This is a genomic window from Alistipes sp. (assembly GCF_048465635.1).
GTDB lineage: Bacteria > Bacteroidota > Bacteroidia > Bacteroidales > Rikenellaceae > Alistipes.
On record NZ_DBFWLF010000018.1, the window covers coordinates 16,853 to 37,313 of the forward strand.

Annotated in this window: 17 protein-coding genes; 11 read left to right on the top strand and 6 right to left on the bottom strand. The window is 62.0% G+C overall.

The window, feature by feature from the left end:
• Genes ACMO9O_RS07355 through ACMO9O_RS07370 form a run of 4 tightly spaced genes read left to right on the top strand, consistent with a single transcriptional unit; the run spans position 1 to position 4,849 of the window.
• Positions 1-1,437 carry an FAD-dependent oxidoreductase gene (locus ACMO9O_RS07355; RefSeq protein ID WP_418983197.1) on the top strand — a complete coding sequence of 479 codons (1,437 nt, stop codon included), beginning with the start codon at positions 1-3 and terminating at the stop codon, positions 1,435-1,437.
• 20 nt (positions 1,438-1,457) lie between these two features.
• Positions 1,458-2,141, top strand: a complete 684-nt coding sequence (locus ACMO9O_RS07360; protein WP_418983199.1) for an SGNH/GDSL hydrolase family protein — start codon at positions 1,458-1,460, stop codon at positions 2,139-2,141.
• Positions 2,142-2,148: 7 nt separating this feature from the next.
• On the top strand, positions 2,149-3,567 hold the full coding sequence (locus ACMO9O_RS07365; protein ID WP_418983201.1) for an FAD-dependent oxidoreductase: 1,419 nt from the start codon (positions 2,149-2,151) through the stop codon (positions 3,565-3,567).
• Positions 3,568-3,586: 19 nt separating this feature from the next.
• Complete coding sequence (locus tag ACMO9O_RS07370) at positions 3,587-4,849, top strand: hypothetical protein (RefSeq protein ID WP_418983202.1); 1,263 nt, start codon at positions 3,587-3,589, stop codon at positions 4,847-4,849.
• Between the two features lie 102 nt (positions 4,850-4,951).
• Here the strand turns inward: ACMO9O_RS07370 and ACMO9O_RS07375 are convergent, their stop codons facing one another.
• The 4 genes from ACMO9O_RS07375 to ACMO9O_RS07390 all read right to left on the bottom strand — a co-directional run bounded on the left by ACMO9O_RS07375 (position 4,952) and on the right by ACMO9O_RS07390 (position 8,722).
• Positions 4,952-6,448: a potassium/proton antiporter gene (locus tag ACMO9O_RS07375; RefSeq protein WP_418983203.1), complete on the bottom strand. Its 1,497-nt coding sequence runs from the start codon at positions 6,446-6,448 to the stop codon at positions 4,952-4,954.
• A 215-nt stretch (positions 6,449-6,663) separates the two neighbouring features.
• On the bottom strand, positions 6,664-7,164 hold the full coding sequence (locus ACMO9O_RS07380; RefSeq protein WP_418983204.1) for a hypothetical protein: 501 nt from the start codon (positions 7,162-7,164) through the stop codon (positions 6,664-6,666).
• A 55-nt stretch (positions 7,165-7,219) separates the two neighbouring features.
• The gene (locus ACMO9O_RS07385) at positions 7,220-7,603 is read right to left on the bottom strand and encodes a hypothetical protein (RefSeq protein ID WP_418983205.1); all 384 of its coding nucleotides are present in this window, start codon (positions 7,601-7,603) and stop codon (positions 7,220-7,222) included.
• Positions 7,604-7,918: 315 nt separating this feature from the next.
• Positions 7,919-8,722, bottom strand: coding sequence for a TonB family protein (locus tag ACMO9O_RS07390; RefSeq protein ID WP_418983206.1), 804 nt, complete (start codon positions 8,720-8,722; stop codon positions 7,919-7,921).
• A gap of 86 nt (positions 8,723-8,808) precedes the next feature.
• Between ACMO9O_RS07390 and ACMO9O_RS07395 the strand changes: the two genes are divergently transcribed.
• The 5 genes from ACMO9O_RS07395 to infB all read left to right on the top strand — a co-directional run bounded on the left by ACMO9O_RS07395 (position 8,809) and on the right by infB (position 15,836).
• Positions 8,809-10,200 (top strand): bifunctional UDP-3-O-[3-hydroxymyristoyl] N-acetylglucosamine deacetylase/3-hydroxyacyl-ACP dehydratase, encoded by a 1,392-nt coding sequence (locus tag ACMO9O_RS07395; protein ID WP_418983208.1) that lies wholly within the window; start codon positions 8,809-8,811, stop codon positions 10,198-10,200.
• A gap of 5 nt (positions 10,201-10,205) precedes the next feature.
• Positions 10,206-11,000: an acyl-ACP--UDP-N-acetylglucosamine O-acyltransferase gene (lpxA, locus tag ACMO9O_RS07400; protein ID WP_418983209.1), complete on the top strand. Its 795-nt coding sequence runs from the start codon at positions 10,206-10,208 to the stop codon at positions 10,998-11,000.
• A 137-nt stretch (positions 11,001-11,137) separates the two neighbouring features.
• Positions 11,138-11,605 (top strand): ribosome assembly cofactor RimP, encoded by a 468-nt coding sequence (gene rimP / locus ACMO9O_RS07405; protein WP_418983211.1) that lies wholly within the window; start codon positions 11,138-11,140, stop codon positions 11,603-11,605.
• A 33-nt stretch (positions 11,606-11,638) separates the two neighbouring features.
• Positions 11,639-12,868: a transcription termination factor NusA gene (gene nusA, locus ACMO9O_RS07410; protein ID WP_418983212.1), complete on the top strand. Its 1,230-nt coding sequence runs from the start codon at positions 11,639-11,641 to the stop codon at positions 12,866-12,868.
• Between the two features lie 28 nt (positions 12,869-12,896).
• On the top strand, positions 12,897-15,836 hold the full coding sequence (gene infB / locus ACMO9O_RS07415) for a translation initiation factor IF-2 (protein ID WP_418983214.1): 2,940 nt from the start codon (positions 12,897-12,899) through the stop codon (positions 15,834-15,836).
• Between the two features lie 219 nt (positions 15,837-16,055).
• On the opposite strand, the gene ACMO9O_RS07420 is transcribed toward infB, so the two are convergent.
• Positions 16,056-16,784: a hypothetical protein gene (locus tag ACMO9O_RS07420; RefSeq protein ID WP_418983215.1), complete on the bottom strand. Its 729-nt coding sequence runs from the start codon at positions 16,782-16,784 to the stop codon at positions 16,056-16,058.
• A 187-nt stretch (positions 16,785-16,971) separates the two neighbouring features.
• Here ACMO9O_RS07420 and ACMO9O_RS07425 point away from each other — a divergent pair, with 187 nt between their 5' ends.
• Positions 16,972-18,291, top strand: a complete 1,320-nt coding sequence (locus ACMO9O_RS07425; protein WP_418983216.1) for an acetyl-CoA hydrolase/transferase family protein — start codon at positions 16,972-16,974, stop codon at positions 18,289-18,291.
• 126 nt (positions 18,292-18,417) lie between these two features.
• Here the strand turns inward: ACMO9O_RS07425 and ACMO9O_RS07430 are convergent, their stop codons facing one another.
• A complete protein-coding gene (locus ACMO9O_RS07430) occupies positions 18,418-19,008 on the bottom strand; it encodes an ORF6N domain-containing protein (protein ID WP_418983217.1) in 591 nt (196 codons plus the stop codon).
• Between the two features lie 971 nt (positions 19,009-19,979).
• Between ACMO9O_RS07430 and ACMO9O_RS07435 the strand changes: the two genes are divergently transcribed.
• Positions 19,980-20,461: hypothetical protein (locus ACMO9O_RS07435; protein WP_418983218.1), on the top strand; the 482-nt coding region annotated here is incomplete at its 3' end.

Genomic DNA, 20,461 nt, shown 5'->3' on the forward strand with positions numbered 1-20,461 from the left:
ATGAAAAAGATCGACCGAAGAACCTTTGTCAAAACGCTGGGGCTGGCCGGGGCGGCCGCAGCCGTCACGAATCCCTTCGACCTGCTGGGCGAAGTGCTCGCCGAACCCCGAACGCGGGAAGGCATCCCGACGCTCGAGCCGCTCGATTTCGACGTGGCCGTGGTGGGCGCAGGCGCCGCAGGCATCCCGGCAGCCATCGCCGCGGCCCGCGAGGGCGCGCGCGTCGCACTGCTCGAAGAGGATATGCTCCCCGGCGGTGCTCCCGTCGACCAGTACGTCACTTTCATCTGCGGCGCGCCCCGCGTGGGGCTGTTCCGGCGGATGGTCGGCGAGCTGAATGCCCGGCACACCCTCTCGGGCGTTCCCGTCGACACTTTCGGCGCGGACGGGATGGACGGCAAGAACCATTGGTGGCATCCGACCTCCTATCTGCAGGTCCTCAGCGGCATGCTGGCCGAACAGACCGGCATCACGCTGCTGTGCGGGGCGCACGTGGTGGATGCGCTGCTCACCGCCTCGGGCAGCCGCAACCGCGTCGGAGGCGTGCGCATCTACCGGGGCGGCGCGCTGCAGGAGATTCGCGCACGGGTGACCGTCGACGCTTCGGGACGCGGCCTGCTGTCGGAGAAAGCCGGCTGCGAGATCCTCTACGGCCGCGAGAGCCGGAGCGACTACGACGAAAACCTCGGGCTGGAAAAGGGCGACGGCAAGACGCAGCCCTGCACGTGGATGTTCATCAGCCAACGCATCCGCAAGGGGGCCACGCTGCCGCGCGAACGGCTCCGCGGGGGCGTGGTCGAAGACAACCTCGACCGGTGGATCATGCCCGCCGACCGTGCCGCATGGGCCGCCCGCGATGCGGGCATCTACCTGCATTGGGGACGCACCGTGCAGGTGGCCGATACGCGCGACCCGCTCGCGCTGGCCGCCGCGCAGATGCAGCTGCTCCGGGAGCTGGAACCCGAAATCGCGGCGCTGCGCGAGGCGGGTTTCACCTGCAACCTCGCGCCCAAGATGGGCGTCCGCGAATGCCGGCGCATAAAGGGCGAATACGTGCTGCGCCTCGCCGACATCCAGAAGGGTCGCTTCCCGGACGATACCATCGCCGAGGCGTGGTACGATCTCGACCCGTGGGGCATGAACCTCACCCGGGCGCAGAAGGTCGTGCCGCCCTACGGCATCCCCTACCGTTCGCTCATCCCGCTGGGCACGGAGGGGCTGCTCACCGCCGGACGGATTATCAGCGGCACGCATATCGCCGCCAGCTCCTACCGCGTGCAGCCCATCTGCTCGAACACGGGCGAAGCGGCGGGCACGGCCGCGGCGCTGGCTGCGCTGAACCGGACGGGCGTACGCGACGTCGACCTCCGCACGCTGCAAGCATCGCTCGATGCACACGGGCTGTTCGACTTTTCGAAGAGCCGCAAAAAACATTGAAACCGTAAAAAAAGCATACCATGAAAAAAATCGCAATCCTCCTGCTGCCCTGCCTGCTGCTCTCGCTCGCGGCCCCGGCGCAAACCCGACTTTTCAAAGACCTGCGCAAGGGACACGACCGGACGCTGGTAGTCTACGGTACGAGCATCGCCCGTCTGGGCAACGGTCCCCTTTGGGTCGAGCGGATCGGCGAAGAGCTCAACGCCGCCTGCAAGGGCCGCCTGACGGTGCTCAACCGGGGCGGCAGCGGCCGCAACTCGCAATGGGGCGCCGACAACTTCGCCGACAGCGTGCTCACAGCGCGGCCCGACGCCCTGATCATCGAATTTTCGGTGAACGACGCCGTGACGCGCTTCGATATTTCGCCCGAACAGTCGGTCCGCAACACCGACTACATGATCCGCAAGGTCCGCGAGCAGAACCCGCGGGCGGAAGTCATCCTGCTGGTGGTCTCATCCAACCCCGTCGGCGAAGCGGCCGACAAGCGGCCCGACCTGAAAAGTTATATCGCAGGCTATCATACGCTGGCCGAACGCTACGGCTTGCAGGTGATCGACTTTTCGCCAGTCTGGGCCGAGTTGATCGCCCGCGAAGGGGAGCGCGGCATGCGCGTCTATCTGCACGACGGCGTGCATTCCACGCGGCGGGGCGCGCTCGAAATGATCGCCCCGCGCATCGTCGAAGCCCTCGAAACCGGAAAATAGACGCGCCATGGCAATCGACAGAAGAGAATTTCTGAAACTGGCCGGCATGGGTCTGGCGTTCGGAGCGCTGTCGCCCGCGCTGACCCGGGCCGCCGAGGCGGCGGCCGCACGGGAGCCGCTGCCCGCCTTGCCGCCGCTGGATTTCGACGTGGCAGTGGTCGGTGCGGGTCCCGGCGGAATCCCGGCGGCGATCGCCGCCGCGCGCGAAGGCGCCCGGGTGGTGCTCATCGAGGAGGACATGTCACCGGGCGGCGCGCCCGTCGACATGTTCGTGCCGTTCGTCTGCGGAGGGCCGCGGCTGGGCGTTTTCCGCGAGCTGATCAACCTTTTGAACGATCGTTACGACCTCTCGGGCAAACCCGATCCCGATTTCAACAACAGCTACAACGGCAAAAACAACTGGTGGCATCCCACCTCGTTCCAGCAGGCGGTCGTGGAGCTGATCGACGCCCAGCCCAACCTTACGCTGATGTGCGGCGTGCCCGTCATCGAGGCGATCGCCCGCCGCCGACGGGGCCGCACGTTCGTAAGCGGCGTCCGGGCGCTGCGCAACGGCGCCTTGCAGGAGATTCGCGCCCGGGTGACCGTCGACGCCACGGGTACGGGGCTGGTGGCCGCCTCGGCGGGCTGCGCCTACCTCTACGGCAACGAGTCGATGGAAGATTTTCACGAATCGGTGGGCATGGCCGTCGGCGACGGCAAGGTGCAGCCCTGCACGTGGATGTTTCTGGCGCAGAAAATCCGCCCGGATGCCCGCTTCCCGCTCGACCAGCTCCGCGGAAGCAGCGGCATGGAGTACGGCGAGCGGGATTGGCTGCGCAAGGAGAACCTGGCCGAAATCCATCGCCGCGACAAGGGCGCGTACCTCTTCTGGGGGACTACCATCCCCGTCAGGAACACGTGCGATCCGGTCGAGGTGGCCGCCGGACAGCTCCGAGGGCTGGCCAAACTCGAACACAACATCCGGGTCATCAGCCAGGCCGGTTTCTCGGTGACGCTGGCCCCGAAAATGGGTATCCGCGAGGCACGGCGCATCGTGGGCGACTACGTGCTGACGGCCGACGACATTATCGGCGGGGTGATGCCTCGGGACAAGATCGCCGACGCACATTACAGCCTCGACGCATGGGGCATGCATATTCCCGAGCAGAAGAAGCACACCCCGCCCTACGGCATTCCCTATCGCTGTCTCACCCCGCGCAACACCGAAGGACTGCTCACGGCCGGACGCATCATCAGCGGAACGAAGATCGCCCACAGTTCCTACCGCGTGCAGCCCATCTGCGCGCTGATCGGAGAGGCGGCCGGCACGGCGGCGGCCCTGTGCGCCGCACGCAACCAGACCACACGCGGAATCGACGTCGGGGAGCTGCAGCAGCGGCTGGCCGCACGCGGGCTTTTCGACTATACCCAAAACCGAAAATGAACCTTAACGAACGGATACGATGAAAACCTTTTCCAGAACGCTTCTCTCTCTTGCTGCCGCGGCGCTGTGCCTGGCGGCGTGTGAAGAGGAGGCGGATACCAGCTTCCGGTACGAGAACGTACCGCTCGAAAGTCACGACGTGGTGCTCGCCGAGCAGGATGTCGTCGACATTGCGATCGGCCTGCCCGACGGCAGTTACCGTGTGACGAGCGACGATCCGGCCATCGTCGCGGCCGAGATCGCCGACGGGGCGATCCGGCTGACCGCCGGAAAAATCGGTCGCACGATGGTACTGCTGTCGGACGACGGCCTGCGGCGCGCCCGGATGCAGGTCGAAGTGAAGAAACTCTACGAACTGACGCTCGAAGCGCTCCCTGCCGAACAGGAGGAGCTTCGGCTCGACAACGACGGCACGCCCAAGGAGCTGCGAATCCTCACCGGAAACGGCGGCTACACAGCCGTCAGCTCCGACCCGGAAGCCGTCGAGGCCCGGATCGTCGCGGACCCGGCGGATGAGAGGGTCTGCAAGCTGGTGCTGCGCGGCCTGTCCGACGCCGAAGGGGTGACCGTGCGGGTGACCGACGCCAAGCGAAAGACGGCTGCGGTCGCCGTGCGCGTGACCGCTCCGATCCGGCCGATCCTTTTCGATGTGCAGGGACCGCTCACGGGCGAATACCGCTACGGTCAGACGCCTGCGCAGATCACGTTCCGCATCACTTCGGGCAACGGCGGCTACCGGGTGCTGACCTCGAACGCCGAAGTCGTGACGGCGACCCTCGACGCCCAGGTCGTAACGCTCACCGTGCAGGGCGACGGCGGGGCGACGATCACCGTGACCGACGCGGCCGAGGAGACGCACAGCATCGACCTTTGGGTTCCGCTCAACACGGACGACCCCACGCCGCGGATCGCATGGGACGGCTACCGGGCCTGTGTCTCAACGGCAGGGGCTTCGCTGCGCGAGAGCATCGTGACCAATCCCAAACATATGTACTGGGACCAGCTCACCGACGCGGGTACGGACACCTACGACGTGACCTTCAACGGCGGCTGGTCTAATGCACTGGAGTGCGTCGGGGCCGCCAACCGCAAACCGGGGCTGACGACCACGCTCGGCGGGGTAACGACCGTCTACAACGACAGCAATTCGCCTATCCGGCTGCAAAGCCTGCTGCTGGTCAAGCAGGTGATGCCTGCCGACGGAAAACCGCGGCTTTACTACGTCACCTTCTCCATCGCGGACGGGCGCGAAGGCTTCATCGTCTATTCGTGGACCAACTGACGGCTCCGAAGCGCCGCCCCGTCTATCCGGTGTCGGGGAGCCGCAGAGGAAATGAAAACGCCCCGGCCTTTACAGGCCGGGGCGTTCGTAACGACGGAACCGCTACCGGAGTTTCATCACCTCGTCGATGCCCATGTCCTTGTAGGTGGAGGCCAGTTCGTCGCTGCGGTCGGAGATCACCAGCAGTTTGTCGCCCAGCCGCAGTTCGGTCTTGCCCTGCGGCACGAAGTACTCACCGTCGCGGCAGACCATCATCACCAGCGTATTTTCAGGCAGAGTGATCTCCTTGAGCGTGTGGCCGCTTTCGAGCATGCACTCGTTGACCTCAACCTCCGTGAGCGCCGACTTCATATCCTCGTGCATGTTGACGTCGAACGCCGATTCGCGCTCCTCGTAGGCCAGCCCCAGCAGGTTGGCCATCCCGCTGACGGTGGTTCCCTGCACCAGCAGCGAAATGATCGTCGAAAGGAAGACCACGTTGAAGAGCAGGTTAGCGTGTTCGACACCCGCCATCAGCGGGTAGATGGCGAAGAGGATCGGCACGGCGCCGCGCAGCCCCACCCACGAGACGTAGAGGCGCGCCCGGGTCGAAAAGCGCCGGAACGGAGCCAGACAGAGAAGCACCGAGAGAGGTCGCGCCACCACGATCAGGAACGCTCCGACCAGTCCGCCCAGCGCCAGCACGCGGGGATCGAGCAGTTCGTTGCTGTTGACAAAAAGGCCCAGCGTGAGGAACATGACGATCTGCATGAGCCACGTGAATCCGTCGTAGAAGACCGTGAGCGGTCGTTTCTGCGTCAGTTTGTGGTTGCCGACGACCAGTCCCGAGAGGTAGACGGCCAGGTAGCCGTTGCCCCCGACGAGGTCGGTGAACGCGAACGAGAAGAAGATGAAGGCCAGCAGCAGCACCGAGTAGAGCGAGTGGTTGACCAGGTTGATGCGGTTGATGGTCCACACCGCCAGCCGGCCGATCAGGTAGCCCGCCAGCGCACCCACGACCATCTGCACGGCGAAGCGGAAGATGCTCGCGCCCACCCCCGCGTCGCCGGCATCGTCCGTGAGGATGCCGACCAGCAGGATGGTGAGCATGTAGGCCATCGGGTCGTTCGAACCGCTCTCCAGCTCGAGCAGCGGCCGCAGATTCTGCCGCAGCCCCTGCTTCTTGCTGCGCAGGATCGAGAAGACCGACGCCGAATCGGTCGAGGACATCGTCGAGGCGAGCAGCAGCGCCAGCAGGAACGGCATCTGAAGCCCCAGCCACGGCGCGACGAGCCAAATGAAGGTCGCCAGCACCAGCGCCGTGACCACGACCCCGACGGTGGCCAACACCGCACCGGGAGCGATGACGGGCCGGATTTCGGTGAACTTGGTGTCCATACCGCCCGTGAAAAGGATGATGCACAGGGCGATCATGCCGATGAACTGGGTCATGTCCACCGAACGGTAGGAGATGAAATCCAGCCCGAAGAGCATGCCCACGCCGAGGAACAGCAGCAGGGCCGGAGCACCGAAGCGGTAGGCCAGTTTGCCCGCGATCACCGCCACGAACAGCAGCAGCGCGCCGACCAATACGATATTTTCACCACTGAAATCGAACATCTCTTTCTTTCACGTTTTTTCCGTCCGCCCGAAGGCGGCGGAGCTGTTCACGGATACCGGCAGCGCGCACCCCGGTTGACGGGAGGCTTCTACAAGCAATCCCCAGCTGCAGGCCCGGCGAGGGGAACTCGCAAGGATTCCCGGCAAGACAGGCCGCCAGAAATCTGTCCGGGAAGCCCCGCGGAGAGGGGACGGCGCCCCTCCCCGCCAGCCTCCTACCGCATCACGATCCGCAGTTCGGTCAGAGGCCGGTACTCCAGATCGGCGTACTCGAACGCCTGCAGGGCGGCGAAGCGGTTGTCGGGCGTCCGGTAGAGCGCCACGGCTACCGACGGAACGCGGGCGTGCCGCTCCTCGAGCAGCTGCTGCACGGCCCCGTCGCCGACGCTGCGCACGACCGCCTCGCGGTCGCCCGGCTCGAAGTAAAGCTCCTCGTAGCGCAGGTAGCACCCCTCGCCGCGGTGGAACGGCGCTCCCTCGCCCCCGAAGAGGCGTACCATCGTTAGGACGATCCCCACAATGGCCAGCGCACCGCCCACGAAAACCACCGCCGAACGCAGGTTGTTCGTCAGCTCCGCACCATAAATATTGTTTGCGACGATCATCGCCACACCCGCCGCGAACAGCGCGACGGGCATCCAAACGGGTTTGCGCCGTTTGACCACGACCTTTCCCGGCAAGGCGTAAAGCGCCTCGCAAATCTTGCTTTTATCCATGTTTTTTCATTATAGCGTTGGTATTTACTTTCGAGATCGGAAGAAATACGATACGCTAAATAATGAGCCGCCGCAGGCGGTAGACGTAGTAGTCCACGGCATGCGTAACGGCGACAGGACGGGTGGAACCGAACGGGGAGGTTATCTTCACGACGCCCGCCGCAAACGGGCCGGACACGCAGCGGAACGGCGCGCGCACCGGGTCGGCAGGACCGCGGCTGCATGCGACACGGCTCTGCGGCGCAGCAAGCCCGCACGGGATGCGGGGCAGGTTCAGGTCGGAGTTGTGCGAACGCTCGCAAAGCCACTGCTCCACCGCAGCGCGGTCGACCGAGAGGGCGACCGCCGCCCGGGCGGTCCGATCCGCACGGGGCATCGTGCGGCCTGCCAGCAGCAGGCAGCCGACCAGTACCAGAAGCAGGCAGATCGCTTTACGCATCGTTCGAAACAGTTCAAATAAACAGCAGACAGCGCCAACCGCAGAGCCGGGATGCAGCCTGTCCGAGCCGGATATTTCCCGAGCAAAGATCGCGCAAGCCGAACGCAGCACCGAGCACAATCAGGGTTATGCCGGGAGGAGGCAGCCTGTCTTACGCAAAATTTACTTTCGCAAAGTTAAACTTTTTCCGGCAAAAATCGCACCCGACCCGCAAAAATCATCGGAAGCCGTAAAGCCGGATCGGGACGGAAGAGCCTGTCGCGGAAACGGCTTCAGGGGAAAGCCCCCTGAACAGGGCAGACGGTCCGGCAGAGGCTACTGCGGAATGAAGATGTAGGTGATGGTCCCCGTCTGGCGGGCGGGGGCCGCCTCGTCGATATTGAAACGCGAAGCGCGCGCCGCCCGCAGCGCCGCTTCGCGCATGCAGTCGTCGCCGCCGCTCACCACGCGCGCCCCGGTCACCTTTCCCGTACGGTCGAGCGTCACGGAGACCTCCACGTCGCCGCCCCCCTCGCAAAGGTAGGCCGGAACCTCCAGACGGCGCGACGTGCGCACCGGGTCGACAAACGAATAGGAGACCGTGACGCGCCCTTTTGCCTTGCTGTCCTGCCGCTCGGAGCCATCCTCGCGGCCGCGGCGCTCGCTGATGGCGCGTTCCTCGGCCAGCCCCGCCTCGTAGGCCTCTCGGTTGGCGCGCATGCGCTCCTGCGCCTCGGTGGCGGCGTCGTTGATCGCCGCCGCATTGCTGCCCCGGTCGTCGCGCAGCTCCTCGTCGAGCGCATTCTCGTTCGACGCGCGGTTGCGGATGCTCCGCCAGTCTAAGGGGTCCTCCTCCTGCCGGCGGCGCACCTCCTGCTCGAGCCTGTCGCGCTCCTGCTCCAGCTGGGCGAGCGTCTGAAGGTCGATATAAATCCCCTGCGTGGAGGCGCGGCGTCCCACGACGATCTTTCCGGCCACGAAGCCGATCATCAGCACCAGGTAGGCGATCAGCGTCACGCACAGTCCCGCGCGGTGGTCGTAGGCCCACGTGCCGATGTCCGGCCGGCGGTTGTCGAAAGGCAGCCGCAAACGGGGCCTGCGCATACGCTGAGGGGTGTTATCAGGGTTCTTCTCGGTCATTACGGATTGCCAGATTTTCGAGCAAAAATAGGTTTTTTTAACGATTTTTTCCTATATTTGCGCGAAATATATAAGAGAAAACGTTTATGTCTACCAAACAGCAAACCCTCTGCGCACCCATCTCCTTCTCGGGAAAGGGGCTGCACACGGGGGTCGAAGTCACCATGACCATCCATCCCGCCGAGGCGGACAGCGGCATCGTCTTCCGCCGCACGGACCTCGAAGGGGAGCCTATAATTCCCGCATCGTGCGATAACGTGGTCGACACCTCGCGCGGGACGACCATCGAAGCGGGCGGTCACCGCGTGGCGACCATCGAACACGTCATGTCGGCGCTCTGGACGCTCGGCGTGGACAATGCCCGCATCGACATCGACGCCCCCGAAACGCCCATCATGGACGGCTCGGCCCGCGAATACGCACAGGCGATCACCCGCGTCGGAACCGTCGAGCAGCAGGCCGAACGCAAATACTACCACGTGACCGAAAAGATGGTCTACACGATCCCCGAAAAGGGCGTGGCGATCATCCTCTACCCCGACGACGAGTTCTCCGTCTCGCTGCACGTGGACTACAACTCGAAGGTCATCGGCAATCAGTATGCCACCTTCAACCCCGGCGACGACTTTACCGGCAAGATCGCTCCGTGCCGCACGTTCGTCTTCCTGCACGAGCTGGAGCCGCTCATGAAGATGAACCTGATCAAGGGCGGCGACCTGGACAACGCCATCGTGGTGGTCGAGAACCCCGTCCCCGACGAGCAGATGAACCACCTCAAGCAGCTCTTCAACAAGCAGGACATCGAGATCACGGGCGGCTACCTGAACAACCTGGAGCTGCGCTGCAACAACGAGCTGGCGCGCCACAAGCTGCTGGATTTGCTGGGCGACTTCGCGCTGCTGGGCGTGCGGATCAAGGGCCGTGTGTGGGCCACGCGCCCGGGCCACTTCGCCAACACGGAGTTCATGAAGCAGCTCAAGCACGCCATCCGCAAGGGCGGCGAGAAGCCCCGCTACCAGTACGACTGCCGCAAACCGCCCCTCTACGACATCAACGAAATCCGCCACATGCTGCCCCACCGTCCGCCGTTCCTGCTGGTGGACCGCATCTTCCACCGCGACGCCACGTCGGTGGCCGGCATCAAGAACGTCACGATGAACGAACCGTTCTTCGTGGGGCACTTCCCCGAGGAGCCGGTCATGCCGGGCGTGTTGATCGTCGAAGCGATGGCGCAGTGCAGCGGCATTCTGGTGCTGGGCGACGTGCCCGATCCGGAGAACTACTCGACCTACTTCATGAAGATCGACGGCGTGAAGTTCAAGCGCAAGGTCGTGCCGGGCGACACGCTCCAGTTCGAAATCCACCTCATGGAGCCGATCCGCCGCGGCGTGGCCGTGGTCGAGGCCAAGGCGTTCGTCGGCGAGACGCTCGCCTGCGAGGCGGTGCTGATGGCGCAGATCGTAAAGAACAAAAAATGAGCGGCATGATCAGTAAGCTCTCCTACGTCCATCCCGACGCGAAGATCGGCGCGGATGTGACCATCGAACCCTTCGCCTACGTCGCGGGCGACGTCGAGATCGGCGACGGGTGCTGGATCGGCCCCGGCGCGGTGATCCACGACGGCGCACGCATCGGCAAACGGTGCAAGATCCACACCGCGGCCTCCATCTCCTGCCTGCCGCAGGATTTGAAGTTCGCGGGCGAGGTAACCACCTGCCGGATCGGCGACGACAACGACATCCGCGAATACGTCACCGTCAGCCGCGGAACCAAGTCCACCGGAACCACGGTGGTCGGGGACCACAACCTGCTGATGGCTTACGTCCACGTGGGCCACGACTGCGTGATCGGCAGCAACTGCGTGATCGCCAACCGCGTGTCACTGGCCGGCGAGGTGCACGTGGGCGACTGGGTGGTCATCGGCGGACACGCCGCCATCCACCAGTGGACCCGCATCGGGGCGCACGCGATGATCCAGGGCGGCGCGCTGCTGGGGCAGGACCTTCCCCCCTACGTGATCGTACGCAACGACACGCTGCGCTTCGCGGGCATCAACAAGATCGGCCTTTCGCGGCGCGGCTTCACGGCCGAGCGCATCGCCGAAATCCACGACGCGGCGCGCATCCTCTTCCAGAGCGGGCTGAACTACCTGAACGGCTGCGACGAGGTCGAGCGGCAGGTTCCGCAAAGCCCCGAGCGCGACGCGCTCGTCGAATTCATCCGCACCTCGAAGCGCGGCGTGATCAAACCCTATGCATCGAAAGAGCGGGAGGAGTAAAAATTGACTATAAATATTGGTATATCGAAATTTTTCACTATATTTGCATGTCGAAAGACAGGCGAGAGGTAAGGGGACGGTGAGTCCCCTTATTTCATGGTTGGCCGAGAACACTCCGGCCGCAGACAACACGAAAGATGATCGATACGAAGAAAATAGTGGAAGCCGCAGAGCGGAACCTAACGGGCACGGACCTGTTCGTGGTGGGCTGCACCTGCTCGGCCGGCAACGAAATCGAGTTGACGGTGGACAGCGACACGTCGGTGGACATCGACGCCTGCGCGGCATTGAGCCGCGCCGTCGAGGCTGAGTTCGACCGCGACGCGGAGGATTTCTCGCTGACGGTGGCCTCGGCAGGCATCGGCTCCGAGCTGCGCTGCCTGCGCCAGTACCGCAAGCTGACGGGGCGCCCCGTCGAGGTGCTGCTCACAAGCGGCGTGAAGGTGCTCGCCACGCTCGACGAGGCGACCGACGAGGGCATCGTCCTCTCCTACGAGGAGAAGCAGCTCGTCGAAGGGCGCAAGCGCAAGCAGTCGGTGCGCGTCACGCGCAGCTACTCCTACCCCGAGATCAAGTACACGAAGGAGTGGCTGGACTTCAAGTAACCCGGAAAAAACAATAACAAGATAACGACACACATGGACAATCTCAATCTGATCAGCAACTTTGCCGAGTTCAAAGAGCTGAAGAACATCGACAAGCCGACGATGATCGGCGTGCTGGAAGACGTTTTCCGCCACGCTTTGCAGAAACAGTACGAAACGGACGAGAATTTCGACGTGATCATCAACCCCGAGAAGGGCGACCTGGAGATCTGGCGCAACCGCACGGTCGTCGAGGACGGCGCGGTGGAGAATCCCAACATGCAGATCGCCGTGTCGGAGGTCAAGGCCATCGACCCCACGTACGAGATCGGCGACGAGTACGCCGACGAGATCAAGCTCGCCTCGTTCGGCCGCCGCACGGTGCTCTCGCTGCGGCAGAACCTCGCCTCGCGCATCCTCGATCTGGAGAAAGCCAACCTCTACGAGAAGTATTCGGGCAAGGTGGGCGAAATCATCACCGGCGAGGTTTACCAGGTGTGGAAGAAGGAGGTGCTGATCCTCGACGACGAGGAGAACGAACTGATCCTTCCGAAGGCCGAGCAGATTCCCAACGACTTCTACCGCAAGGGCGACACGATCAAGGCCATCGTCAAGTCGGTGGAGATGAACAACAACCAGCCGCGCATCATCCTTTCGCGCACGGCCAACCAGTTCCTCGAGCGGCTGTTCGAGCAGGAGGTTCCCGAGATTTTCGACGGGCTGATCACCATCAAGAAGATCGTCCGCATCCCCGGCGAGCGCGCCAAGGTGGCCGTCGAGTCGTACGACGAACGCATCGATCCGGTGGGAGCCTGCGTCGGCATGAAGGGTTCGCGCATCTACTCGATCGTCAAGGAGCTGCGCAACGAGAACATCGACGTGGTCAACTACACGGCCAACACGCAACTGATGATCCAGCGCGCGCTCAACCCGGCCAAGATCTCCTCGATCACCATCGACGAGGAGAAGCAGACCGCCTCGGTCTACCTCAAGCCCGACCAGGTGTCGCTGGCCATCGGCAAGGGCGGTCTGAACATCCGGCTGTCGAAGATGCTCACGGGCTACGACATCGACGTCTACCGCGAGGTCGAGGAGGAGGACGTGGCGCTGACGGAGTTCACCGACGAGATCGAGGGGTGGATGATCGATCAGCTCAAGAACGTCGGCTTCGACACGGCCAAGAGCGTGCTGGAGGTTCCCGTCGAGGAGGTCGCCGAGCGCGCCGACCTCGAACTGGAGCAGGCGCAGAAGATCGTCGAAATCCTGAAAGCCGAATTCGAATAATCACACAGCAAGCGAGAAAAGAGAAGATATGGAAAGAAAATTAAGGCTCATTCAGGTTGCCAAGGAGTTCAAGGTGGGATTGAACACCATCACGGACTTCCTGCAAAAGAAGGGCATCAAGAGCGACGGATCGCCCAATACGCTGGTCGACGATCAGACCTACGCCGTTCTTGAGAAAGAGTTCGGGTCGAACCGCAGCGCAGGCAATGCGCGCGACTCGATCCGCGAGCGCATCTCCCTCAAACAGACTACCATCACCCTCGAAGAGGCGAAGAAGCAGGAGCGCGAGGAGGAGAAAGAGGTGGTCATCAAGAGCAACGTCATCCACGTCAAGGACGAGATACAGCAGGCCAAAATCCTGGGCAAGATCGACCTTTCGCCCAAGCCCAAGGCCGCACCCGCTCCGGCTCCGGCCCACGCGCCGCAGCCGGCGGCCGAGCGCAAACCCGCGCCCGAACCGGCCGCCCGTCCGGCTGAAACCGCCGCACCCGCCGCAGCGCCCGCACAGACGCCGCAGCCGGCTCCGGCCGAGCGTCCCGTTGCCGGGCAGCCCAAAGCCGCACCACTCGTCGCGGAGGCAAAAGCCGAAGCGCCTGCGCCCGCCGCTGCACCCGCTGCGGCAGCGACACCGGCCGCCGCTCCGAAAGCCGAGGCCCCGGCCCCGGCCGCCGAAATGGCTGAAAAGGCCGCCGTTCAGACGCCCGCCCCGGCACAGCCCGCCCAGCAGCCCGCTGCGGCTCCGGCTCCCGAGGCTCCGAAGGACAATATCTTCCGTCCGGAGACCGTGACCCTGCAAGGGCCGCAGGTCCTCGGCACGATGGACGTGTCGGGCTTCGTGGCCGGCGGACGCCACAAGCGCAAACGCCTTCAGAAAGAGAAGGTCGACGTGAGCAAGGCTCCGAAGGGAGGTTCCAACGCCCAGGGCGGATCGCGCTCCGGACAGGGAGGTCCCGGCGGACAGGGCGGACAGAACCGTCCCGGACAGGGGCAGAATCAGCCCCGGCCGGGCGAGGGACGCCGCAGCAAGAACAAGAACGCGAAGGCCCCCAAGCCCATCCTGCGCCCCGAAGTGAGCGACGAGGAGGTTTCGAAGCAGGTCAAGGACACCCTGGCCCGTCTGACGGCCAAGGGCGCCAAGAGCAAGAGCGCCAAATACCGCAAGGACAAGCGCGACGCCGTGGCCGAGCGCATGAACGAAGAGTTCGAACGCGTAGAACAGGGCCGCTCGACGCTCAAGGTCACCGAGTTCGTGACCGTGAGCGAGCTGGCCACCATGATGAACGCCTCGCCCACCGAGGTCATCACGGCCTGCATGAACTTGGGTCTGATGGTTTCGATCAACCAGCGTCTCGACGCCGAGGCGCTCGTGGTGGTCGCCGAGGAGTTCGGCTACAAGGTCGAGTTCGTCTCGGCCGACATCCAGGAGGCCATCACCGACGAGCAGGACAAGGAGGAGGACCTCGTGCCGCGTCCGCCGATCGTGACGGTCATGGGCCACGTCGACCACGGTAAGACCTCGCTGCTGGACAACATCCGCAAGACCAACGTCATCGAGGGCGAGGCCGGCGGTATCACCCAGCACATCGGTGCGTACAGCGTGGTGCTCAACGGCCAGAAGATCACCTTCCTCGACACCCCGGGCCACGAAGCCTTCACAGCCATGCGTGCCCGCGGCGCGGCGGTCACCGACGTGGCGATCATCATCGTCGCGGCCGACGACAGCGTGATGCCGCAGACCGTCGAGGCCATCAACCACGCACAGGCCGCCGGCGTGCCGATGGTCTTCGCCATCAACAAGATCGACAAACCCAACGCCAACCCCGACCACATCAAGGAGCAGCTTTCGCAGATGAACTACCTGGTCGAGTCGTGGGGCGGCAAGTACCAGGACCAGGAGGTTTCGGCCAAGAAGGGCATCAACCTCGACAAGCTGCTCGAAAAGGTGCTGCTCGAAGCCGAGATGCTCGACCTGAAGGCCAACCCGAACAAGAAAGCTGTCGGTACGGTCATCGAATCGACGCTCGACAAGGGGCGCGGCTACGTCTCGACGGTGCTCGTGCAGGGCGGTACGCTCCACGTGGGCGACGTGATCCTCTCGGGTACGAACACGGGCCGCGTGAAGGCCATGTTCAACGAGAACGGCAAGAAGGTCACCGAAGCGGGTCCCTCGACCCCGGTGCAGGTGCTGGGTCTCAACGGCGCCCCGCAGGCGGGCGATACGTTCAACGTGATGGACGACGACCGCTCGGCCCGCGAGATCGCCAACCGCCGCGAGCAGCTGCAGCGCATGCAGGGCATCATGACCCAGAAGCACGTCACGCTCGACGAGATCGGCCGCCGCATCGCCATCGGTTCGTTCAAGGAGCTGAATATCATCGTCAAGGGCGACGTCGACGGATCGGTCGAGGCCATGTCCGGATCGCTCATCAAACTCTCGAAGGAGACCGTGCAGGTCAACGTCATCCACGCCGCCGTGGGTCAGATTTCGGAATCGGACGTCCTGCTGGCCGCCGCTTCGAACGCCATTATCGTCGGCTTCCAGGTGCGTCCGTCGGGCGCGGCGCGCAAGCTGGCCGAGAAGGAGGAGATCGAAATCCGCCTCTACTCGATCATCTACGACGCCATCAACGACATCAAGGACGCCATCGAGGGCATGCTCGAACCGGTGATGAAGGAGGAGATCGTGGCCTCGGTCGAGGTGCTCGAAATCTTCAAGATCACCAAGGTCGGAACCGTGGCGGGCTGCGTCGTGCGCGAAGGCAAGCTGCAGCGCAACACCCCGATCCGCGTCATCCGCGACGGCATCGTGATCCACACCGGCAAACTCGGGTCGCTCAAACGCTTCAAGGACGACGTGAAGGAGGTCAGCGTAGGACAGGACTGCGGTCTGAACATCGAGTCCTACAACGACATCAAGGTGGGCGACATCGTCGAGGGATACGAGCAGGTCGAGGTGAAACGCAAATAACCCCGGCATGCAGAGACACCGAATTTGCAGTTGAAACGGACACCGCCCCGCATGATTTGCGGGGCGGTGTCCGCTTCACATACCTTAATAAATAGGTCCGATACCGCTTCCGACGGGTCCCGCCACCCCGATCCGAAAACACCCTCAGCGCAATTGGCCGAGGGGTCGGGAGCATGGTTTCAATACCGATCGGAGATAAGGGAGATACCGCCAGGAAGGTCACTCCAGACCGAAGAACCTGCGAATCTCGGGTTTTGCGAGCAATCCGTTCAGATAGTCGTTCACCCCTTCCCCGTCGACGATCTCTTCGGGTCGCACCTGCATCGAACGCAGCGTACCGTCTTTTTGCGGGGCGATCAGTACGACCCGCCCGTCGTCGAGGTCGAACAGACGCATGTTGACGACGGCATACTGCCGCCGTTCCGCCGTAATGAAAGCCATATAGTCGATCTCCCCGTCGGCCAGTTTCACGTACCCCTCCCCGATGTAATGGGGATTGTTACGGGAGATCATGTGTCCGCGGGCATGGGTGTAATCGACCGTGTCGATTGGCGCATCGGTCAGTACGCAGAGCATGAAAAACATCTCGCTCGACCTGTCCTGCACATAAGGCGCATTGAGATCCGTTCGGTTAACGCCCAGGGCCGGGAAGACGAAATGCCGGCCCGAACCGTCCTCCGCATCACGAATGCCTACCGTCATTCTGACGCCGTGATACGTGCCTTTGAGCAGGTCGTAGCGCGGAACCGGGAAAGCCCCGAAAGCGAACGCCTGGCCGCGGGTGGTTTTATCCTGTTCGAGCAGCCGGAGATCCCACGTGGTGGAATCCTGCAAATCGGCCCGGTGCTGCCGGGCGACCGATTCATTCCAACAGGGATTCGGTTGTGTGGCGAAGAGCGCCGTACCTACGGCCAAAGCGCAAACCAGAAGCAAGAGCGGTTTTTTCATCGTTTTGAGATTTCAGTCCAAGTGCCGGTCGACCGGCGCACACCCGGGAGCGGTCCATAAACCGTTTTCAAAATTAGGGCATATATAGGGAAATTCCAAATAATACATTATCTTTGTACCCGGCCGGCCAACCACCCGTCCAATGAGTTACGGTACAAGAGGAAACCTACAAAACACACAACCCAATATGCACACTCCGATCCACTTTACCACCCCGGAAGAGGCCGTCAAGGTCATCAAGTCGGGCGATCATGTCCATCTGAGTTCGGTCGCTTCGGCGCCCCAATGCCTGATCAACGCCATGTGCGCCCGCGGCGAAGCGGGTGAGCTGAAAGACGTGCACGTACACCACCTGCACACCGAAGGGCCTGCGCCCTATGCCGATCCGAAATTCGAGGGTATCTTCCAGCTCGATTCGTTCTTCGTCGGCTCGAACGTCCGCAAAGTCACCCAGAGCGGCCATGCCGACTACATTCCCATCTTCCTGAGCGAGACGCAGCGCCTCTACCGCTGCGGCGCCGTGCCGTGCAACGTGGCCATGATCCAGGTCTGCCCGCCCGACAAGCACGGCTACGTGTCGCTCGGCACGTCGGTCGATGCGACGCTGGCCGCCGTGGAGTGCGCCGACCACGTGATCGCCGTGGTGAACAAGCACGTACCCCGTGCATTCGGACAGGCGATGATTCCGATGTCGAAGATCGACATCTTCGTGCAGGACGACACGCCGCTCATCGAGGCCAAGTTCTCGGAGCCGAACGAGGTCGAGGCGGCCATCGGCAAGCACTGCGCGGCGCTCATCGAGGACGGCGCAACGCTCCAGATGGGTATCGGCGCCATCCCCAACGCCGTGCTGGCGCAGCTGGGCAACCACAAGAACCTGGGAATCCACACCGAAATGTTCGCCGACGGCGTGCTGCCGCTGGTGCGCAAGGGCGTCATCAACGGCGAGGCTAAGAAGACCGACCCCGGCAAGATGGTCTCCACGTTCCTGATGGGTTCGCAGGAGGTCTACGACTTCATCGACGACAACCCGGGCGTGCTGATGATGGACGTAGGCTACACGAACGACCCCTACATCATCTCGCAGAACGACCGCATGACGGCCATCAACTCGGCGCTGCAGGTCGACCTGACGGGGCAGGTGTGCGCCGACTCGCTCGGCACGAAATTCTGGTCGGGCGTGGGCGGTCAGATCGACTTTGTTTACGGCGCATCGCTCTCGAAGGGGGGCAAGGCGATCATCGCCATGCCGTCGATCACCAACAAGGGCGTCTCGAAGATCTGCCCGACGCTGCTGGACGGTGCGGGCGTGGTCACCACGCGCAACCACATCCACTGGTTCGTGACCGAGTTCGGCGCGGTGGACCTCTACGGCAAGACCATGCAGGAGCGTGCGCGGCTGCTGATCTCCGTGGCGCACCCCTCCGCGCAGGAGGAGCTGGACCGCGCGGCTTTCGAGCGCTGGGGTTCGCACCACCACTACATCAAAGGATACATGACCAAATAAGCTGGCATGTAATAAGGAAAGCGCCCCGCTTTGGGGCGCTTTTTTTGTGCGTCGGGGGCGCCTGTCTCACGTCCTCCCGCATCTTGATTTCCAAATCGGAACCTCAGGCGATCGTTTTCCGCGGTGCTACCGCTCGTTATCGGGTTTGTGGAATCCGATCGGCCGGGGCTGTTTGTGCGCCGCCGGCAGTCGGACCGAAAGAGCCGCAATCGCTTCGTAGATCGTGTCGAGGTCACGGCGAACGTCCTCCGAAAGGTCGTTGATCGCCTCGGCATTGTCCTCGCCCGTGCGCTCCACCAGCGCCAATTTCGCACGAATCTCCGCCAGCTCCGCCGTAACGGTCGTTGTCGTGGTGATGTAATTGCGCATGGCGACGAAAGCTCGCATGATGGCGATATTGATACGTACGGCAACCTTGCTTCGCAGAATACCGGAGAGCATGGCAACCCCTTCCTCCGTAAAAGCGAACATTTCCGTGGTTCCGATGTTATAGTCCGGGGGTATCACATTTTGTGATCTCCCCATGTCTATCAAACAGTTAGCCTCGTTCGAGGTCAAACGGAGCATGAAATCTTCCGGGAAGCGTTCGATATTACGACGCACGGCCTGCTTCAAAGCGCGGGTCTCTACCTGATACAAAGCGGCCAGGTCGCGGTCGAGCATCACGCGCTGTCCGCGAATCTCATAGATTTTATGCTGAATTTGAGCCAATTCCATGCAACGTATTCTTTCTTCTACAAATATAGCAAGATTTTTAAAAGTAACCCGTTTGTTGCATCCGAAAACCGAAATAAAATAGTTTTATTGTATATAATATTGAATCTACTGTATTATACATCATTGATCTGTATTTTACATACAATATAAACAAACTATTTATTTAAATGCATGCAAAACAAAACCGGAACCAACCGGCTCCGGAAATTTAATTTAATATTGTATGGATTAAATATAATATTTACTTCTTAACCATCATTCGTTCGACACCTTTTCCGGTCTTCGGAGGATAGTCCATTCCCTGAAAAAATTCGGGAAGCGTTAGGTCGTAAAAATCGCAGAACTTTGCAATAGATTCCAACGACGGGAATTTTTGCTTGCTTTCATAATCCCATATTTTAAGGTGGGTATTGTTGGCTAAATACTCCTGTGTATGGTTATGCTGTTCCCGAATTTCAATTATTCGTTCAGCAACCAAATTTACCAATATGGGGTTTGTACGTTTCAGCGTCTAAGTTTTTTACAAAAAACCGCTCTTTTTAATCTTTTTCATTCCCCCATAAAGGGGAATATCATATTTTTTGCTTATATTTGTCGCATAGCACATTTGAACGCAGAAATTATGCTAACTTTGCCAATAGACAGTTCGGCATAGCCGACAAACATACAACATAAAGGGTAAACAACTCTTTATACCTATCGACAAACATAGGAACCTCTTTCGGGAGGGTTTGAATCAGGTGTAAAAGTTGTCAGTCCTTGTTATGTCCCGCTATCTTTGCGGGACACAACAGGGGCGCAGGACAGCTTTCTGATTCGGGTTTCCTATGACCTGTCGATAGAGGCTGCGAATGCGCTCCTTTTTTATACCTTTCTATGAACAGGCGACCGATCACCCTCGATCGGATACCGGGGACGTGGCAGCGCATAACGCCCGTCTTTTTTTGTGTCCTCATCCCAACCTTTTACCTATGAAATCGCTGAAAGATTATGCCGATGATCCGGGGATTTGCGAATACCTCGAAACGCTGATCTTCCGCCCGCAGCTGCTCGATTACTTCGAGACCCTGCGCCGGGAGGCACACCACGTCTATGCGCTGCTGATGCAGGCTCCACCCTCGGTGGTTTGGATCGACTGGGCGAATTGCCATGCTCCATGGCAAAGCGCGAGCTACTCCGTGGCGGCGTTCTGCGCTGCACCCGAGGAAGCGTTCCCATTTCCCGAAGAGTTATACCTCTTCGTGGCGGGGTACATTCCGCGCTGCGAACGCGACCAGGCGTCGGAACTGAAATACGAACCGTTCAGCGGCCGCTGCGTAAGGATGTTCTCGAAACGGGACGAACTGACCGTCGAAGCGCTGCTGAACGAATTCCCGGCCATGCTTCTGCTGCAAGGCCGCGAAGCGCTGCTCGACGGGCATCCCCTCCTGCCCGACGACGCTACTGTGCGCCG

Coding starts and splice junctions, on each gene's coding strand:
- ACMO9O_RS07355 (WP_418983197.1), top strand. CDS start 1: ATGAAAAAGATCGACCGAAGAACCTTTGTCAAAACGCTGGGGCTGGCC.
- ACMO9O_RS07360 (WP_418983199.1), top strand. CDS start 1,458: ATGAAAAAAATCGCAATCCTCCTGCTGCCCTGCCTGCTGCTCTCGCTC.
- ACMO9O_RS07365 (WP_418983201.1), top strand. CDS start 2,149: ATGGCAATCGACAGAAGAGAATTTCTGAAACTGGCCGGCATGGGTCTG.
- ACMO9O_RS07370 (WP_418983202.1), top strand. CDS start 3,587: ATGAAAACCTTTTCCAGAACGCTTCTCTCTCTTGCTGCCGCGGCGCTG.
- ACMO9O_RS07375 (WP_418983203.1), bottom strand. CDS start 6,448: ATGTTCGATTTCAGTGGTGAAAATATCGTATTGGTCGGCGCGCTGCTG.
- ACMO9O_RS07380 (WP_418983204.1), bottom strand. CDS start 7,164: ATGGATAAAAGCAAGATTTGCGAGGCGCTTTACGCCTTGCCGGGAAAG.
- ACMO9O_RS07385 (WP_418983205.1), bottom strand. CDS start 7,603: ATGCGTAAAGCGATCTGCCTGCTTCTGGTACTGGTCGGCTGCCTGCTG.
- ACMO9O_RS07390 (WP_418983206.1), bottom strand. CDS start 8,722: ATGACCGAGAAGAACCCTGATAACACCCCTCAGCGTATGCGCAGGCCC.
- ACMO9O_RS07395 (WP_418983208.1), top strand. CDS start 8,809: ATGTCTACCAAACAGCAAACCCTCTGCGCACCCATCTCCTTCTCGGGA.
- lpxA (WP_418983209.1), top strand. CDS start 10,206: ATGATCAGTAAGCTCTCCTACGTCCATCCCGACGCGAAGATCGGCGCG.
- rimP (WP_418983211.1), top strand. CDS start 11,138: ATGATCGATACGAAGAAAATAGTGGAAGCCGCAGAGCGGAACCTAACG.
- nusA (WP_418983212.1), top strand. CDS start 11,639: ATGGACAATCTCAATCTGATCAGCAACTTTGCCGAGTTCAAAGAGCTG.
- infB (WP_418983214.1), top strand. CDS start 12,897: ATGGAAAGAAAATTAAGGCTCATTCAGGTTGCCAAGGAGTTCAAGGTG.
- ACMO9O_RS07420 (WP_418983215.1), bottom strand. CDS start 16,784: ATGAAAAAACCGCTCTTGCTTCTGGTTTGCGCTTTGGCCGTAGGTACG.
- ACMO9O_RS07425 (WP_418983216.1), top strand. CDS start 16,972: ATGCACACTCCGATCCACTTTACCACCCCGGAAGAGGCCGTCAAGGTC.
- ACMO9O_RS07430 (WP_418983217.1), bottom strand. CDS start 19,008: ATGGAATTGGCTCAAATTCAGCATAAAATCTATGAGATTCGCGGACAG.